This window comes from uncultured Oscillibacter sp. (assembly GCF_900546705.1).
Lineage (GTDB): Bacteria > Bacillota > Clostridia > Oscillospirales > Oscillospiraceae > Oscillibacter.
Map to the genome: position 1 here is coordinate 1 of NZ_URDP01000014.1, position 14,601 is coordinate 14,601.

Genomic DNA, 14,601 nt, shown 5'->3' on the forward strand with positions numbered 1-14,601 from the left:
TCGTCCACCCGGCGCAGCCGCTCCCAAATGGGGGCGTCGTCATCCGGGTCCACCTTGCGGTTGAGGGTGTCCTGGCCGATCTCCGCGCCCCGGACGGCCTTCATGAGAGCCATCTCAAAGCTGGGGCCGATGGCCATGACCTCGCCGGTGGCCTTCATCTGGGTGCCCAGGGTCCGGGAGGCATCGGCAAACTTGTCAAAGGGCCACTTGGGCATCTTCACCACGATGTAGTCCAGCGTGGGCTCGAAGCAGGCGCAGGTCTTGCCGGTGATGTCGTTTTTGATCTCGTCCAGGGTGTAGCCCAGGGCGATCTTGGTGGTAATCTTGGCGATGGGATAGCCGGTGGCCTTGGAGGCCAGGGCGGAGGAGCGGGACACGCGGGGGTTGACCTCGATGACTGCGTACTCGAAGGTGTCCGGGTTCAGCGCCAGCTGGCAGTTGCACCCGCCCACGATGCCAAGGTGGGTGATGATATCCAGGGAGGCGGAGCGGAGCATCTGGAACTCCTTGTCCGCCAGGGTCTGGGTGGGGGCCACCACGATGGAGTCGCCGGTGTGGACGCCCACGGGGTCCAGGTTCTCCATGGAGCACACGGCGATCACGTTGCCCACAGAGTCCCGCATGGTCTCAAACTCGATCTCTTTCCAGCCGAAGATGGCCTTCTCCACCAGTACCTGGGTAATGGGAGAGGCGTCCAGACCGGTCTGAGCAATGATCCGCAGCTCAGATTCGTTCTTGGCCGCACCGCCGCCGGCGCCGCCCAGGGTAAAGGCGGGACGGACGATGACCGGATAGCCGATTTTTTCCGCCACCGCCAGGGCGTCCTCCACCGTCTCGGCAATATCCGAGGCGATGACCGGCTGGCCGATCTCCGCCATGGCCTCCTTGAACAGCTCCCGGTCCTCTGCCCGGGAGATGGCCTTGGCGTCCGTGCCCAGCAGCCGCACGCCCTCGCGCTCCAAAAAGCCCTCCTTGTCCAGCTGCATGGCCAGGGTCAGGCCCGTCTGGCCGCCCAGGCCCGCCAGAATGGAGTCGGGCTTCTCTTTTTTGATGATGCGCTTGATGGTCTCCACCGTCAGCGGCTCCAGATAGATCTCGTCCGCCATGGCCTGGTCGGTCATGATGGTGGCGGGATTGGAGTTGCACAGCACCACGTTGACGCCGGCTTCCTTCAAAACCCGGCAGGCCTGGGCGCCGGCGTAGTCAAACTCCGCCGCCTGACCGATGACAATGGGGCCGGAGCCGATCACAAGGACTTTTTTGATACTGGTATCAAGAGGCATTACAGCGCACCGCCTTTCATCACATTCATAAACCGGTCAAAGAGGAACGAGGTATCCTTGGGGCCGGTGCACGCCTCCGGGTGGAACTGCACTGTAAAGGCCCGCAGTTCCGGGTAGTCGATGCCCTCACAGGTGCCGTCGTTGGCGTTGAAGAAGGACACCCGGCCGGCTTGGATGGTCTCGCCGTCCACGGCGTAGCCGTGGTTCTGGCTGGTGATGTACGTCCGCTTCCCGGCCGTCTCCCGCACCGGCTGGTTCACGCCCCGGTGGCCGTACTTGAGCTTGTAGGTGCTGCCGCCGGCGGCCAGGGCCATCAGCTGGTGACCCAGGCAGATGCCGAAGACGGGCACTTTGCCCAGGAGCTTTTGGATCTGGTCAATTTCAAAGGTATTCTCCGCCGGGTCGCCGGGGCCGTTGGAGAGCATGACGCCGTCGGGATCGGCGGCCAGCACCTCCTCGGCCGTCACGGAGGCAGGCAGCACCGTCACCGTGCAGCCCCGCTTCTGAAGCTCCCGGACAATGTTGCGCTTGGCGCCGTAGTCAATGAGGCTGACGCGGAAGCGCTCTTCCCCCGCCGCCGGGTGGACAGAGGGTTCGCGGCAGGTCACCGCACGCACCACACCGGTGACGGTGTACGTCTCCACGGGCTTGAGGTCCTCCGGCACCGCGTCACAGATGGTGGCATTCATGACGCCGTGCTCCCGGATAATGCGGGTCAGCTCCCGGGTGTCCACACCCCAGAGGCCCGGCACCCCCTGCTCTTTGAGGAACGTGTCCAGGTCGCAGTCCGTGCGGAAGTTGGACGGGGTGTCACACCACTCGCGCACCACGTAGCCCTTGACGCAGCACGCGCCCTCGAAGTCCTCCCGGATGATGCCGTAGTTGCCGATGAGGGGATACGTCTGCATGACAATCTGTCCTGCGTAGCTGGGGTCCGTCAGCGTTTCAATGTAGCCGCACATACCCGTGGTGAACACCAGTTCCCCCACGGTGTCGCCCTCCGCGCCGAACCGGATGCCCTCAAACACCCGGCCGTCCTGTAGCACCAAGTATCCTTTTTTCATAGCCGCCTCCCACTTCAGACCGCATTTCGTCTATTTTACTCTATTTTATGCTATTATGCGTTTTTTTTCCAGTCCCGTCAATGGTTTGGCGCCTTCGGACCCACAGACTTTTTCCAAAGAGGTACTACTTTTTTTGTGCATTTCCGGCAAAGGTCGACCTATCGTACCAAAAACCTCCGGGCCCCCCCTTCTTTCGTTGCAACTTCCCCGCTGGCAGGCTATAATGAAAAAATAACCATTGGGAAGGAGGCGCGCCATGGCCAAGCACCTGGAAAAATTTTCAAAGCCCTTTCAGGACAGCCGGATTCCCTTTGTGCTCACGGAGGTCATCACCGACGGAGACGGCACCATGGTGGATCTGGTATGCCGCTTTGCAAACCCTCCCGCTGCCGCGCTGCTGGGTGCAGCGCCCCAGACGCTCAAGGGCTGCCGCTTTACCAGGCTCTACCCGCCCCAGCGTCTGGCGGAGCTGGCTGCCATGCAGGCTGTGGCCTTCTCCGGCTCGGGTGCCAGCCTCACATTCCAGTCTGCCACCGGCACCACGCTGCAGGTCACCTGCTACCAGGTCATGTACGGTGTGGTGGCCTGTGTGCTGGAGGCCCGGGACGCCCCGGCATCAGAGACGCCAGCCCTGCCGCCGGACGCCTTCCCCTGCGCCGCCTGTGTACTGGAGCTGAGCCGCCGTGGGCTGCGGTGCCTGTCGTTCAACCAGCACCTGTGCCGGCTGACCGGCTGGAGTCAGCGGGAACTGTACGACCGCTTTTCCCAGGATTTCTCCGCGCTGATCCACTCCGGGGACTGGCCGGCGCTGCTCCAGTCACTGCTGGACGCTCCCGCGGGAGGCGGACCCGTATGCCAGGAGCTGCGCCTGACCTGCCGGGACGGGCAGTCGGTATGGGTGAGCTTCCGGGCACACCGCACCGCCGCAGGTACATTCTGTGCACTGCTGCCGGAGCTCCAGCCCTCCCGGGAGCACCAGGAGCAGCTGGCCCTCCGGCAGTCCCAGCTGGACAGCGCCAGGGCGCAGCTGTCCGCCCTGCTGCACACCCTGCCCGGCGCGTTTTTGCTGGCACGCTGTCTGCCGGACGCATCCCCGGAGATCATGGCGGTCAGTGACCGCCTGGCACAGCTTTTGGAGTATCCGGCGCAGGAATTGATCCGGCAGCTGAACCTGGACCCGTTTTTCTGCATCCCCGCCCAGCAGCGGGAAGAGCTGGAGGCATCGCTGGTCCGGGGCCGGGTCATGGGGCTTCCCTTCCGGCAGCTGTGCCCCGTCCGCACCGGTACCGGCCGCCTTTTGCAGCTGGTGCTGGAGGGCACCTGGCGTCCGGACGGGCAGGATGGCGCAGAGCTGTACCTGACCTGCGGGGACCGGACGGAGGAACAGCAGACCCAATCTGAGCTCCGGCTGCGCACCCAGCTGTGCGACCTGCTGCTGGACCGCTCCCAGATCATCAGCCTGGACTACCTGCCCGGCGAGGACGTGGCCCATGTGGAGACCTATGACGGCGGCGGACACCGGTCCACCCGCCGGATTGAGGCATATCTTTCCTATCTGGAGGATGCCCCGGTGATCCACCCCGACGACCGGCGCCGGCTGATCAGCGCCCTGCGGCGGGCCTGCGCCCACCCCGGCACCGGTGCCCTGGAATACCGGGGCAACTACGACGGTCGGGGCTGGAGATGGTTCCGGGTGTCCCTGGTGAGCCTGTTTGACGCCAAGGGCGACGTATACGGGCTTCTGGGCAAGGCCGAGGACATCTCCGACCGCAAGGCCGCCGCCCTGCGGTTTCAGACGCTGTCGGACCGATACAAGGCGGTGCCGCCGGGGACGCTGGTGTTCATCCGTCTGGATCTGACCGCCGGCCGCATCCTGGATGCCCAGGGGGAAAATGACCACCTGCTGGGTGTGGTGTTTGCCAACTCCGCTGAGGCCAGCCTGCGCCACCTTCGTCGGATTATCCCCGACCGGACACAGCGGGCGGAATTCGCCCGCCGCTTTACCCCTACCGCCCTGATGGAGTCCTTTGCCCATGGCCAGTCCCACTATGATTTGGAACATCGCCTGCGTGTGGAGGCAGGAGAACTCTGGGTGCACACCACCCTGGAGATGGCGGAAAATCCCGACAGCCGGCATGTGGAGCTTTTCTGCGCCGTTGCGGACGTGGACAGCCGGTGCCGGGAGAGCGCCCTTTTGACGGCACTGGCCCGGCGGGACTATGCTGCGTTGGTGACTGTGGACGTGGCCGACGGCAGCTGCCGGGTCTACGGCCCCGGCGGGCTGTTTCCGGCAGGAGCCTCCTTTGATGCTGTGGCCGCCCGCCAGCTGCGGAATCTGCCTCCCACACCGCAGCGGACTGCCCTGCGCCGGGCACTGCGTGTAGAGACAATTCTGTCCCGTCTGCGGGAATCCCCTGTCTATCGGCTGGACTGTCCGCCCCGGGAGGTAGGCGGGCCGCCGGGCCGGGTTTGCTGTTCCTTCCTGGACGAGGAACGGAAAACCCTGCTCATTACGCTGGAATACCCATAAAAAAGCGCCGGAGAAATCTCTCCGGCGCTTTTCCTCTATTCGTTCAGCTTCAGCGCGGCCCAAAATGCCTCCGTCGGGATCTGCACCGACCCCAGGGACCGCATCTTCTTTTTGTCCCGCCGGATATACTATCCGCCGGGAGACCTATTTTTACCTGCGCGGCGGAAGTGAATTCCGCCTGCGCCACGGCCCAGGCCGCTCTCTCTTGGCTTTCAGCCAATTCACCTTGAGGTTTTCGCTCCAGTGAAAACGCTTGTACGGCGCATTGCGCCGCCCCGCGCTGCGGGGCCCCGGGCAAAATGAAGATGCCCCTTTACTCGTCCAGCTTCAGCACCGCCAAAAATGCCTCTGTGGGGATCTGCACCGACCCCAGGGACCGCATCTTCTTTTTGCCCTCTTTCTGCTTTTCCAGCAGCTTCTTTTTCCGGGTGATATCACCGCCGTAGCACTTGGCCAGCACGTCCTTGCGCATAGCCTTGACGGTCTCCCTGGCAATGACCCGGCCACCGATGGCCGCCTGGACGGGCACCTCGAACAGCTGACGGGGAATGTTCTCCTTGAGCTTTTCGCAAAGCCGCCGGGCCCGGGGGTAAGCCTTGTCCTTGTGGGCAATAAAGCTCAGGGCGTCCACACCTTCGCCGTTGAGCTTCATGTCCACCTTCACCAGCTCGCTGGGGCGGTAGCCGGAGAGCTCATAGTCCAGCGACGCATAGCCCTTGGTATTGGCCTTCAGGGCATCGAAGAAGTCATAGATGATCTCGTTCAGGGGCATCTGATAGTGCAGCTCCACCAGGTTGGTATCCAGGTACTGCATGTCCTTGAACTCGCCCCGGCGGTCCTGGCACATGGGCATAATATTGCCCACATACTCGTTGGGGGCAATGATGGAGACCTTCACATAGGGCTCCTCCGCGTGCTCAATGGTTGCGGGGTCCGGGTAGTTGTGGGGATTGTCCACCTTGACCATGGTGCCGTCCGTCTTGTAGACGTGGTAGATGACCGAGGGCAGCGTGGTCACCAGATCCAGGTCGAACTCCCGCTCCAGCCGCTCCTGGATGACTTCCATGTGGAGCATCCCCAAAAAGCCGCAGCGGAAGCCAAAGCCCAATGCCACGGAGGATTCCGGCTCAAAGCTCAGCGACGCGTCGTTGAGCTGGAGCTTTTCCAGCGCGTCCCGCAGGTCCGGGTACTTGGACCCGTCCTCGGTATAGATGCCGCAGTAGACCATGGGCTGCACAGGCCGGTAGCCGGGCAGCGCCTCCGCCGCAGGCCGGGCGGCATCGGTGACGGTATCGCCCACCCGGGTGTCCTGGACGTTTTTGATGCTGGCGGTGAAGTAGCCCACCTCGCCGGCCTCCAGTGTTTCACAGGGCTCCATGCCCAGCGGCAGCAGATGGCCGCACTCGATAACCTGATACGTGGCGCCGGAGGCCATCATCTTCACCTGCTGGCCCACCCGCATGGTGCCCTCCATGATACGGAAGTAGACGATGACGCCCCGGTAGCTGTCATACTGGCTGTCGAAGATCAGCGCCTTCAGGGGAGCCGTCACATCGCCGGCGGGAGGCGGCACGTTTTTCACAATGTCCTCCAGCACCGCCTCAATGTTGATGCCCATTTTGGCGGAGATCTCCGGCGCGTCCATGGCGGGCAGGCCGATGATGTCCTCCACCTCGTGCTTGGCCTTCTGGGGGTCCGCCGCCGGCAGGTCGATCTTGTTGAACACCGGCAAGATCTCCAGGTCGTGCTCCAGGGCAAGGTACGTATTGGCCAGAGTCTGGGCCTCCACGCCCTGGGTGGAATCCACCACCAGCACAGCTCCCTCGCAGGCCGCCAGGGATCGGGAGACCTCGTAGTTGAAGTCCACATGGCCCGGGGTGTCGATCAGATTGAGCTCGTAGTCCTGCCCGTCCTTGGCGTGGTAGGTCAGCCGGACGGCCCGGGCCTTGATGGTGATGCCCCGCTCCCGCTCCAGGTCCATATTGTCCAGCAGCTGGGACTCCATCTCCCGGGCGCTGACGGCGCCGCACTGTTCCAGCAGCCGGTCCGCCAGTGTGGACTTGCCATGGTCAATGTGGGCAATGATGGAAAAATTTCGAATGTTGCTTTGTTTAATCATAATGCTTCAGCCTCCTTGGCAGGTCTGCGCTGACGCGCGCCGCGCCGAAAAACCAAGTCTCAGGCGCCGTGGGATGCATTCCAGGCAATCCAGAACGACTCATCCCAGAATTTCTCATAGTTGTAGTTTACCACAATCTCCCGCCAATTGGCGAGGATTTGGCCGATATTTTGCTCGGTCAGCCGCTCCTGGTCTGCCGCCAGCTTGTTCAGCAGGATCCGACACACAGCTCCGGAGTGGTGGACGTAGTCACAGTAGTAATCCAGATCTGTGACGATATCCTCATCCAGCAAAAATCCGTACAGGCGGACATTGTGGTAGGGCGCCAGCGTGTTCACCGCCAGCTCCAGCGCCCCGAGCATGGCGTCCGTGGTGCCCTGACGGGCAGCCTTGTCCCAGAAGAGGATGCTGTAGGGTGGGAAGAAGATGTCAAATTCCGTATCCGGATGGGACTGCACCCAATCCTCCACCACCGCCAGATTGTCCTCCGCCGCGGACAGATAGGCATCCTGCGGCAGGATCTCCGCCGTCTGCTCCGGCCGTTCATAGTTTTCCAGAGCCGTCATGTGGTTCCACCAGACGCCCTCGTCCCAGGTGAAGCCCTCGTCCAGGGTCTGTCCGGTGCCCCACTGGCGTGCCATCAGGGTGTAAAAGCTGTAATACAGCGTGTCCTTGTTGAGAAGATACCGCACGTCATCCAGCGGATTGACGTTGTAGAGATAGCCGGGCATGGCGCCGGTGAGGCCGCTCTCGTCCCGCACCAGGATGTTCAGATCCAGGCCGAAGATCACCCGCCGCGGGTTTTGCCTGCGGAAGAGCAGCTCCATCACCTGGTCAAATTCGCTCAGGTACCCGTCGGGGATGGTGATGCGCAGTCCGGTGCCGCCGAAGGTGTCGCCGACCCAGGAGGCACGGTAGTTAGCCGCCATGGAGGTGCCCAGCAGCACCGTGTCCGCCTCCACATTTTTTACCAGGCCCGCCGCCTGATAGCGCTCGCTGAAAAACACCGGCTCCCAGTCCTCCGGCATCCGGTAATACAGGCAGGGGTCCACCGCATACACCACGGCGGCACACACCGCCAGCAGCGCCAAAAGCGCCGCCACAAGGCCGCAGACCCAGCGTCGATATGCTTGTTTCATGGCGGCCTCCTCAGAAATTGGAATAGATAAAGGTGGTGATCCCGGTAAAGGACAGGATAGACCAGGCAAGTCCCAGCGTCAGCAGGGCTCCCTGCCAGACGGTGGGCCGGAACCGGTCCATTTGGGCCGCGGCATTCCGGGGCCACAGAGCCGCCAGCAGTCCGATGCCGTACAGTCCCGCCAGACGGACCGTGTCCTCCCAGGCCGCCGCGCCGGAAATCAGGATCTCCGCCGCGCTGGTCTCCTTGGAGAAAAGCCCCGTCAGCAGCCAGCTCTCCGGTCCGGAGAATCCGCCGGTTACGGCCCGGCCCAGCAGCTCCAGCGCCCCGGAAAAATCCGGTGCCCGGAAAAATACCCAGGCCACGTTCACAAAGAGGAATGTCATACACCACCGCAGCCACCGGGGCAGCTTATCCCGGCCGGGCCCCCACACCCGCTCGATCACCTGGCCCAGGCCATGGAGCAGCCCCCAGACAATGAACGTCCATCCCGCTCCGTGCCAGAGCCCGCTGACAAGGAAGATGGCCAGGATGTTGCAGTACGTGCGCACCGTCCCCCTCCGGCTGCCGCCCAAGGGGAAATACACGCACTCCCGCAGAAAGCTGGTGAGGGTGATGTGCCAGCGCTTCCAGAACTCTCCCACGGAGAGGCTGCGATAGGGGGAGTTGAAGTTCACCGGCAGCCGCAGTCCCAGCAGCCGGGCAAGCCCTGCGGCAATGTCACAGTATCCGGAAAAATCAAAGTACAGCTGCAGGGTATAGCCCAGAATCACCAGCCAGGCCGCCGGGGCGCTCAGGTCCGCCAGCTGCGCCCAGCCGTTGTTCACCACCACGCCGAAGGGGTCCGCCAGCAGCACCTTCTTGATGGTGCCCACGGCGATGGCATACACGCCCGCCGCCGCGTCCTCCCAATCCGGGTGCAGAAAGCGCCCCTCCGTCAGCTGAGGAAAAAAGTTCTGCGGCTTGAGGATAGGTCCGGACGTGACGGTGGGGAAAAAGAAGTCATAGAGCAGGAAACTGCCGGTGTCCGCCGGCCGGAAGGCCCCGGTATAGACCTCCTTGATGCACCAGATCTGCTGAAAGGTGAAAAAGCTCAGTCCCAGGGGAGCCCACCCAAGATCCACGGCGCCGCCGGTGAAAAAGCCGGTGTATTTAAACACCAGCAGCACCGCCGCATGCCAGACGATGGCCCCGGCAGCCACGGCCCGGCGCCGTTTCTCCGGTTTGCCGTCGGTCAGGTACCGCACCGCCCCCACAGTGACGGCAGCGCCTGCCAGGAGCACCAAAAGCGCCGCCCAGCCGCCGCCCAGCACGTAGAACACAAGGCACAGCACGCTCAGCGCCGCCTGCCCCCATCGGAGATTCCGGCTTCCCAGAGGCAGACACACGCCCAGGGTCACAGCCAAAAACGCCAGGAAGGAAAGGGATTGAAAACTCATCTTATTTCTCCTGCTTGTCCGCCACGGCGCAAAGGCGCGCGTCGGCGGTGCTCAGCACCTGGGTCAGACTCTGGCAGCGGCCGGGGTAGGCAGCGGTCAGCGCCTCCGGAGAAAGGTCCGGAAACGGTTTTTTCTGTCCCTGGCAGAGGCGCAGCGCCCGGGCATAGTGGAGCTCGGACACCTTCATGTCCGCATCTGCAGCGCCCATGGTGCAGGCGGCGGGGTCCAGGGCAAAGTAGGCCTCATTGGCGCCGGCCCCCCGGTAGAGATGCCGATAGAGCTGGTAGACGGCGCTGCCCACATAGGCCGCGGCGGCGTTGATGGCCGTCTTGTCTCCCAGCTTGCCCAAAAGGCCGAACAGCACCCCGATGGCGCCGGAGAGGAGCTTGCTTTGCAGCGTGGCCAACACGCTGCCCTGCAGGATATTGCCCTCGTCCGCAGCGGAGAGCACCTCCTGTTCCGAGAGCATATTGCCCTCCCGGGATAATGTCCTCCCCAGAATAAAGTCGGCGGAAACGTGGTAATAGTCGCACGCCCGCACCACGAAGGCAAGGCCCGGCTCCCGGATGCCGTTTTCATAGTGACTCAAAAGCGCCTGGGAAATTCCCAGATCCCCGGCGGCCGTCCTCTGGGACACGCCGCGCTCCTGCCGCAGCAGCGACAGTGTACGGGAAAATTCAGATGCCATGATTTTCTCTCTCCTTTGCGCGCTCTAAAATACGCAGAGTATAGTTTAGCAAAAAGGCTACAAAAAGTAAAGGAAAAAACCGGCGTTTCGAGTCAACGAAACGCCGGTTTTCCCATTTTTCGGCCGGACCCGGGGTCAGCGCCCTCAGAACAGGCCTACCTGTCCCTGCAATATGTCTCCGCCGATGGACCGCAGCTGCCTGGCGTTGCACTCGGCCAGACGGTCGCAGGTGGCCATTTTGCGAATGATGTCCTGCATCGTGGACTCCAGCGCAGTGCCCCGGGAGTAGTCCGCCGGGAAAATGAAATCCACCCGCCCCTTGGCCAGCAGGTCCTCCACGCCCTGGCGGTTGCCCTCCTGGTAGACGGCAATGGCCTGGCCGCCGTAGGAGCGCATCATCTTCATGCAGGGCACGTCGGAGAGGCCGTCTCCGATGTAGACCATGTTGGAAAAGGGCACCCGCTTGCTGTCGTCGGGCATGGAGTCATTGAGGGTCTTGTCGTCGGACACGTCCAGCACGCCCTTGTTGATCCGGTAGACAAACTGAGTCTTGGCTGTAAAATTGACGGCTAGCTTGGGCCAGACCGGCACGCCCGCCTCGTTATAGTAAAACTCGCTGGCGTAGATCTCCTTAAACGCACCGGAGATGGCTGAGCCCTCGATAATCTCCCGCAGTCCGGAGGAGATCACATAGTGCTCCACCGTGACCCCCTGGCTCTCGCCGAAGGCGTTGATCCGCCCGAACCAGTCCTCCACCCCGGGAAAGAGTACGATACCCCGCCCCATTTCCACCAGATCTTCCCGAGTGAATGGAAGATGGCGCTGTGCGGACTCCTGCAGCATGGTGTACATATAGGCCAGGATGCCGTCCACCCGGTTGGATCTTCCGAAGTGGTTGGCCCGGGCCCAGAACTCCGCCGGGGTCATGCCCAGAGAGGGAATGAAGGCGTAGTCCTCCATATCCGTGGTACAAAGAGTCTTGTCGAAGTCATACAAAAGCGCCACAATGGGCTGTCTGTCCATAGGATTCCCTCCTTATGAAAAAAGCGGCTCATTCCATGAGCCGCTTTTTGTTACCGGTCGCCCTTGTAGTTGCGGCCGAATTTCAGATCGCTGAGATTGATGCGCCGGGTGGGCTCGGAGACTTCCTCCTCGCCTTCGTCTTCCCGGGCAAAGGGGTCACCTGCGGGATAGTCCTCCGCCGGACGGGCCTGTTCACTGCGGACCGGCTCCGCGGCGGGCTCCGCTTCCGGAGCAGGCGCAGCCGGCTCCTCACTCTGGGCAGGCTCCGCCGCAGGCGCGCTCTGCTCCTGGGCGGCAAAAGCGGCCATCACCGTCTCGCCGATCTCACGGGCCTCATCCTGCACCGCATGCTCGCCGGGCTCCTCCGCCGGAAGCTGAGGCAACTGCTCCAGGAACTCCAGCTCTTTGGCACAGATGGCGCGGCTGTCAGCGATGAACTGGCTCAGCTGCTGGCGGCCCTGACGCAGCCGGTCCTCCGCCTCGCTGAGTTCCTTGCGCAGCTGGTCCATTTTCTCCTGAGCCTGGGTCTGTGCCTGTGCCATCAGCTCATCCCGCTTGGCCTCCGCCTCCCGGACAATGGAATCCGCCATCTTCTGGGCGGTGAGCAGCGTGGCCCGCATAGAGTCCTCCGTGGCCCGGTAGTCCTCCACCTTCTCCACCAAGACCTTCATCTTGGCCTTGAGGGCGGCGTTCTCCTTGTAAAGTGCGGTATAGTCGTCGGTGAGCTCATCGAGAAACTCATCCACCATGGCCATATTATATCCGCCCATGACCGCCTTGCTGAAGGCGTGGGTGGAAACTTCCTGCGGTGTCAGCATAGCCCAAAATCCCCCGTTCTCTTCTTTTTAGAAATAAAGCCCGTTGTTTTCCAGCTCGTCGATCAGGTCGCCCTCAATATCCACATGGTAGGGCGTGATGAGGTAGGTGTTGGCAGCGACCTTCTTGATCTTGCCCTCTCCGGCATAGGCCACGCCGGACAAGAAGTCGATGAGACGGCGGGCAATGTCCTTGTTGGTGGACTCCAGGTTCAGCACCACCGTACGCTTGTCCTTGAGATGGTCGGCAATCTCGGAGGCGTTTTCAAACCGCTCGGGCTTGACCAGCACCACCTTGAGCTGGGTGGTGGCGTGGATATTGACCACCTTGTTGCGCCGCTCCTCCGCCTTGGCCTTCCGGTCCTCAAACGCAGGCTCCCGCCGGGGCGCGTCGTCAAAGTCGTCGAATTCCTCGTCCTCATCCTCGTAGGGATGGGTCCACTTTTTCAATTCATCAATGATGCTCATGGAAAAAACCTCCTGTGGGAGTGTCAGATATTGTAATTCCGCTTGCCGAAAATGGCGGTGCCCACCCGGACCATGGTGGCGCCGCAGGCAATGGCGTCGGCATAGTCGGCGCTCATGCCCATGGAGAGGCACTTTAGTTCATTATGGAACAATTTTGCATTGATGTCAACATAAAGCGCCCGCACTTCCTGAAAATACCGCATATTCGTCTCCCGGTCGGCGTCGGCGGGAGGAATGGTCATCAGACCCTGTACCCGGACATGGGGACACGCCAGGGCATGCTCGGCCGCAGCGAACACCTCCTCGGGAGCAAAGCCGCTCTTGGCCTCCTCCCGGCCGATGTTCACTTCCAGCAAAATATCCTGCACCAGATCCCGGGCAGCGGCCACCTTCTCGATCTCGTCCAGCAGCTCCGTGGACCCCACCGACTGGATGAGGGCCACCTTGCCCACCACCTGCTTGACCTTATTGCGCTGGAGGTGGCCGATGAAATGCAGCGGCGCGCCGTCATAGGCGTGCTCCGCCAGCTTGCTGGTCATCTCCTGCACCCGGTTCTCTCCCAGCGCGTCGATGCCGGCGGCAATGGCGTCCCGGCAGGCCTGGGCGTCATTCATCTTGCTGGCACCCACCAGCGTCACTTCCTCCGGCGCGCGGCCCGCCTGGCGGCAGGCCTCGGCCATGTTCGCGCGTACCTGCGCAATATTTTCCGCAATGGACATGCTTTCCAACTTCTTTCTGAAATTCAATTTATCCAACGACTTTTCCGTCGTAGAGATCGTTTGCCGTAAGGATGACCTCATCCCCCGGACGCAGCCGGAGCTTCTCCTGATTGGACTGGGCCGTGGAGCGCACCAGCACGTAGCTGTCGCCCCGGTAGACCACCTCCACCGGCTTGAACCGGGCCTCCATGCCCACCACGCAGTACACGCCCAGCGCCTCCTCCTGGACCAGGTTCCCCTCCTCGTCCACTTTGGTGTTGGAGGCCCGCAGGGCCTCCTGAGGAATCCGGATACCGCTGACTGATTTTTGGATCAGCTGGGCACTCTGTTCCCGCAGCAGCGTCAGCTGGGGCAGATTTTTGGTCCCGTGAAACAGCACCACGGCCTTTCCGTTCTCCTCCGGACCCACGGAGCTTACGGTGACCTCCAGATCCTGCTCCACGCCCTTGGCAAAGCGCAGCGTCAGCGTGCCGCTCTCCTTCAGCTCCGCGGCCTGCTGGACATCCATAATGACGGCGTAATACCAGTCGTCGCCTTTGATGAGCTTGCCGACCTGGTTGGAGGCCGCGGCGCTGTCCGGCTCCACCACCGAAAGCTGGGAGGGCGTCATCTGCGCCGCTGACTCCGGCGTGAGCACCGCCTCATAGCCGTCCACTACGGCGGAGTACGTTCCGGCAAAGGGCGCCGTGATCCGTCGGACAGAGGAGGCCGCCTGGGCCCGCAGGCTCTTGAGCTGGGTCTGCAGGTCGCTGATCTGCCCGGTCAGGTCCTCCGTGTCCGTGTAGGTGTAGTCCCGCTTGAGCACCAGAGAGCGCAGGTTTGTCTCGTGCTCTTCCGCCTTGTCCAGCCGGTTGGCGGTGATGTCCGTCCGGTAGTCCAGGATTCCCTGGAGGATCTGGGCGTCCAGCTTCACGGACACATCCGCCTCCAGCGACGCCTCCTGGGCAAACTGTAGCTGCTCCAGCCTGGCGGTCAGCTCCTCGATCTGCTCCTGGCGGTCACGGGACGCCTGGTCCGCGTAGACCAGTGCCACCGTGCCCCCGTCGCTGACCCGCTCGCCCTCGGATCGCTGCAGCTGCAGAAGGCCGCCGGACTCGTCGGGCAGCACAGTCTCCTGCCGCACCACATACCCGGAAAGGTCGATGGTCTCCTCCACTTCGTATGTATAGGCCAGCGTGGTGTTCAGCGGGTCGGACAGATACTCCAGCCCCTGGACCACAAAGTAGCTCAGTACTCCCACGGTCACCAGCAGCAGCAATAGTTTTGTTCCAAGTGCGCTCTCTTTCATGACTCTCCTTACGGCGCCGGCCCGCCG

At 62.6% G+C, this 14,601-nt stretch carries 12 protein-coding genes; 1 reads left to right on the forward strand and 11 read right to left on the reverse strand.

Going from position 1 to position 14,601, the window contains the following annotated elements:
- Positions 1-1,283: carbamoyl-phosphate synthase large subunit (gene carB, locus QZS13_RS04550; RefSeq protein ID WP_295586074.1), on the reverse strand; the 1,283-nt coding region annotated here is incomplete at its 3' end.
- Positions 1,283-2,347: a carbamoyl phosphate synthase small subunit gene (locus QZS13_RS04555; protein WP_295586077.1), complete on the reverse strand. Its 1,065-nt coding sequence runs from the start codon at positions 2,345-2,347 to the stop codon at positions 1,283-1,285. The genes QZS13_RS04555 and carB, both read right to left, overlap by 1 nt.
- A gap of 256 nt (positions 2,348-2,603) precedes the next feature.
- Here QZS13_RS04555 and QZS13_RS04560 point away from each other — a divergent pair, with 256 nt between their 5' ends.
- Positions 2,604-4,877 (forward strand): PAS domain-containing protein, encoded by a 2,274-nt coding sequence (locus tag QZS13_RS04560; protein ID WP_295586079.1) that lies wholly within the window; start codon positions 2,604-2,606, stop codon positions 4,875-4,877.
- 313 nt (positions 4,878-5,190) lie between these two features.
- On the opposite strand, the gene lepA is transcribed toward QZS13_RS04560, so the two are convergent.
- From lepA to QZS13_RS04605, 9 genes are all read right to left on the reverse strand, one after another.
- Positions 5,191-6,996 carry a translation elongation factor 4 gene (gene lepA / locus QZS13_RS04565; protein ID WP_295586082.1) on the reverse strand — a complete coding sequence of 602 codons (1,806 nt, stop codon included), beginning with the start codon at positions 6,994-6,996 and terminating at the stop codon, positions 5,191-5,193.
- A gap of 59 nt (positions 6,997-7,055) precedes the next feature.
- A complete protein-coding gene (locus QZS13_RS04570; protein WP_295586084.1) occupies positions 7,056-8,135 on the reverse strand; it encodes a hypothetical protein in 1,080 nt (359 codons plus the stop codon).
- A gap of 10 nt (positions 8,136-8,145) precedes the next feature.
- Positions 8,146-9,573 carry an MBOAT family protein gene (locus tag QZS13_RS04575; protein WP_295586087.1) on the reverse strand — a complete coding sequence of 476 codons (1,428 nt, stop codon included), beginning with the start codon at positions 9,571-9,573 and terminating at the stop codon, positions 8,146-8,148.
- A 1-nt stretch (position 9,574) separates the two neighbouring features.
- Positions 9,575-10,261 carry a helix-turn-helix domain-containing protein gene (locus tag QZS13_RS04580; protein ID WP_295586090.1) on the reverse strand — a complete coding sequence of 229 codons (687 nt, stop codon included), beginning with the start codon at positions 10,259-10,261 and terminating at the stop codon, positions 9,575-9,577.
- 144 nt (positions 10,262-10,405) lie between these two features.
- The gene (locus tag QZS13_RS04585) at positions 10,406-11,284 is read right to left on the reverse strand and encodes an HAD family hydrolase (RefSeq protein ID WP_295586092.1); all 879 of its coding nucleotides are present in this window, start codon (positions 11,282-11,284) and stop codon (positions 10,406-10,408) included.
- A 50-nt stretch (positions 11,285-11,334) separates the two neighbouring features.
- Complete coding sequence (locus QZS13_RS04590) at positions 11,335-12,102, reverse strand: DivIVA domain-containing protein (RefSeq protein WP_295586095.1); 768 nt, start codon at positions 12,100-12,102, stop codon at positions 11,335-11,337.
- Positions 12,103-12,129: 27 nt separating this feature from the next.
- The gene (locus QZS13_RS04595) at positions 12,130-12,567 is read right to left on the reverse strand and encodes a cell division protein SepF (RefSeq protein WP_295586097.1); all 438 of its coding nucleotides are present in this window, start codon (positions 12,565-12,567) and stop codon (positions 12,130-12,132) included.
- Between the two features lie 23 nt (positions 12,568-12,590).
- Positions 12,591-13,286 (reverse strand): YggS family pyridoxal phosphate-dependent enzyme, encoded by a 696-nt coding sequence (locus QZS13_RS04600; RefSeq protein WP_295586100.1) that lies wholly within the window; start codon positions 13,284-13,286, stop codon positions 12,591-12,593.
- A gap of 28 nt (positions 13,287-13,314) precedes the next feature.
- Positions 13,315-14,574 carry an HlyD family efflux transporter periplasmic adaptor subunit gene (locus QZS13_RS04605; protein ID WP_295586102.1) on the reverse strand — a complete coding sequence of 420 codons (1,260 nt, stop codon included), beginning with the start codon at positions 14,572-14,574 and terminating at the stop codon, positions 13,315-13,317.
- Positions 14,575-14,601 lie beyond the last annotated feature (27 nt).